3 protein-coding genes are annotated in these 2,873 nt (G+C 77.2%); 2 read left to right on the top strand and 1 reads right to left on the bottom strand.

The genetic code is table 11. From position 1 onward, the window contains the following. Positions 1 to 87: 87 nt before the first annotated feature. Complete coding sequence (locus ACI78R_RS23360; RefSeq protein ID WP_457042470.1) at positions 88 to 840, bottom strand: MerR family transcriptional regulator; 753 nt, start codon at positions 838 to 840, stop codon at positions 88 to 90. Between the two features lie 194 nt (positions 841 to 1,034). On the opposite strand from ACI78R_RS23360, the gene ACI78R_RS23355 reads away from it, so the two are divergent. After that, positions 1,035 to 1,925, top strand: coding sequence for a haloalkane dehalogenase (locus tag ACI78R_RS23355; protein ID WP_457042469.1), 891 nt, complete (start codon positions 1,035 to 1,037; stop codon positions 1,923 to 1,925). 88 nt (positions 1,926 to 2,013) lie between these two features. Next, the coding region (locus ACI78R_RS23350) for a glycosyltransferase (protein ID WP_457042468.1) at positions 2,014 to 2,873 on the top strand (860 nt) is incomplete at its 3' end.

Raw genomic sequence — 2,873 nt, 5'->3', positions numbered from 1 at the left:
CCCCCCCACCCGCCACCCCCCCCCCCCCCCCCCCCCCCCCCCGCCCCCCCCCCCCCCCGCCCCCCCCCCCCCCCCCCCCCCCGGGGGTCAGCCCTGCCGGGCGGCGTTGGCCTGGACGGCGGTGCTCACCCACTGCGCCAGGCCCGGCGCCACGGCCTCGTAGGTGGCGGTGAACCGCTCGTCCTCGACGTACATCCGGCCGAGCGCCGCGTGCATCTCCGGCGGGCAGTCGTAGAACCACCGGCAGATCTGCTGCCGCGCCTCCTCGGCGAGGTCCATGCCCGGCGCCGAGTTCGGCGCGACGCCGTCCCGCAGTGCCCGCGCCATCCGCCCGTTGAGGTCCTCGCCCTCGGCCTTGATCCGGACCCAGTCCTCCTTGGTGTAGGCCGCGGTGCGCCGCGAGGACTCGCGGTAGGCGTCGGTGTCGCCCCACCGCTCCTGCACCTCGGCCTCGTACCGCTCCGGGTCGTGCTCGCCGAACACCTCGAACCGCTCCTCGGGGGTCAGTGCGATCCCCATCTGCCTCGCCTCCATCTCCTTCTCGACGGCCGCGACCATCGCCCGCGTCCGCTCCAGCCGGTCCCGCAGCAGCCGGTGCTGCCGGCGCAGGTGCGCCGCGGGGTCGGCGGACGGGTCGTCGAGCAGCGCCGCGACCTGCTCGAGGGGGAACCCGAGCTCCCGGTAGAGCAGCACCTGGTGCAGCCGGTCCAGGTCCGCCGCCGAGTAGCGGCGGTAGCCGGCCGAGGTGCGTCCCGACGGCGACAGCAGGCCGATCCGGTCGTAGTGGTGCAGCGTGCGCACCGTGACGCCGGCCAGCGCCGCCACCTCGCCCACGTTCATCCCGGGTCCCTCCTCCCTGACGGCGACGAGTGCACAGCCTGACGTCGCGTCAGGGTCAAGCGCGATCGTCGCGTCAGGGCCGAGCGCGATCGTCGCGTCAGGGCCGAGCGCGATCGTCGCGTCAGGGCCGAGCGCGATCGTCGGACGCCGTCCTCCGGACGGCGGTGGGGCGGCGGCTGGGTGAGGATGCCCGGGTGGCCGCTGAGGACGTCTCCCCCGAGGACCCCTTCCCCCGGCAGCGGGTGACCGTCCGCGGCACGGAGATGGCGTACGTGGACGTCGGCGAGGGGGATCCGGTCGTCTTCCTGCACGGCAACCCGACGTCGTCCTACCTGTGGCGCAACGTCATCCCGCACGTGCGGCACCTCGGCCGGTGCATCGCGCCGGACCTGGTCGGCATGGGGGAGTCGGGCAAGCTGCCCGACCCTCGGCGCGGCACCTACTCCTTCGCCACCCACGCGCAGCACCTCGAGGAGTTCCTCGACGCCGTCGGCGTGCACCGGCGGGTCACCTTCGTGCTGCACGACTGGGGCTCGGCGCTGGGCTTCGACTGGGCCCGCCGGCACCCCGAGCAGGTGCGCGGGCTGGCGTTCACCGAGGCGATCGTCACCCCGATGACCTGGGCGGACTGGCCGGCCGACGCGCGCGGCATCTTCCGCACCATGCGCGGCGACGACGGCGAGACCGTGGTGCTGGACAAGAACGTCTTCGTCGAGCGGATCCTGCCGGCCTCCACGCTGCGGGGTCTCAGCCCCGAGGCGCACGAGCGGTACCGGGCGCCCTTCCGCGAGCGCGAGGACCGCTGGCCCACCCTCGAGTGGCCCCGGCAGATCCCGCTGGACAACGTGCCGCCGCTGGTCCGCGACGTCGTCGCGCGGTACGGCGTCTGGCTGCGCGGCAGCGCCGTCCCCAAGCTGTTCCTGGACGCCGAGCCGGGCTCCATCCTGGTCGGCCGGCAGCGCGCGCTGGTCCGCAAGTGGCCCGCGGTCACCGAGGTGACCGTGCCGGGCTCGCACTTTGTGCCCGAGGACTCCCCGCACGCGATCGGGCGGGCCCTGGCCGACTGGATCCCGACCCTGGCCTGAGCCGGGTCGCCCGCTCTTCCCGCACCGTTCACCGGGAGCGGGCCGCGCCGTCGACCTCCGCTCTCCCTGCGCCGCCCACGCTGGCGGCGTGCGCGTGGCAGTGGTCACCGAGTCCTTCCTCCCGCAGGTCAACGGCGTCACCAACAGCGTCCTGCGCGTCTGCGAGCAGATGCGGCGGCACGGCGTGCAGGTGCTCGTCGTCGCGCCCGGCCCGGGCCCCGGGGCGTACGCCGGCGCGACCGTCGTCCGGTCCCCGTCGGTGGCGCTCCCGCGCTACGCGGGCTTCCGCGTCGGCCGCCCGTGGCCGGGGCTCGGGCGGGTCCTGCGCGAGTTCGCCCCCGACGTCGTCCACCTCGCGAGCCCGGCGGCGCTCGGCGCCTCGGCCGCGCGGGTCGCCCGCCGCCTCGACGTCCCGGTCGTGGCCGTCCACCAGACCGACCTGGTCGGCTTCGCGGCCCGCTACGGCCTGCCCGGCGTCGGCCGGATGGTCTGGGCGGGCCTGCGGCCGGTGTACGCCGGCGCCGCGGCGACCCTGGTCCCCAGCCGCCCGGTGGCCGACGAGCTGCGCGCCCGGGGCGTGCCGCGCGTGCGGCTGTGGGCCCGCGGCGTCGACTCCGCCGCTTTCTCGCCCGCCCGCCGCGACCCCGCGCTGCGCGCCCGCCTCGCGCCCGGCGGGGAGGTCGTCGTTGGCTACGTGGGCCGGCTGGCCGCCGAGAAGGAGCTGCACCTGCTCGCGGGCCTGGACCGGGTGCCCGGTGTCCGGCTCGTGCTCGTCGGCGACGGCCCGCAGCGCGAGCGGCTCGAGCGGGCGCTGCCCGGCGCGGTGTTCGCGGGCTTCCGCGGCGGGGGGGGGGGGGGGGGCGGGGCCGGCGCCCGCCCCCGCCTCGGCCACCCCCCCCCCGCCGACACCCTCGGCCACGCCGGCCCGCCGGCGCTGGCCCCCGCCCT

It is taken from the genome of Geodermatophilus sp. SYSU D01106 (assembly GCF_054049995.1).
Note: the sequence above shows the minus strand (reverse complement) of the source record. Positions and strands in the feature narration are given on the sequence as shown.

Excerpts from the sequence above, each read along its gene's own strand:
- ACI78R_RS23360 (WP_457042470.1), bottom strand. The coding sequence starts at position 840 with ATGAACGTGGGCGAGGTGGCGGCGCTGGCCGGCGTCACGGTGCGCACG.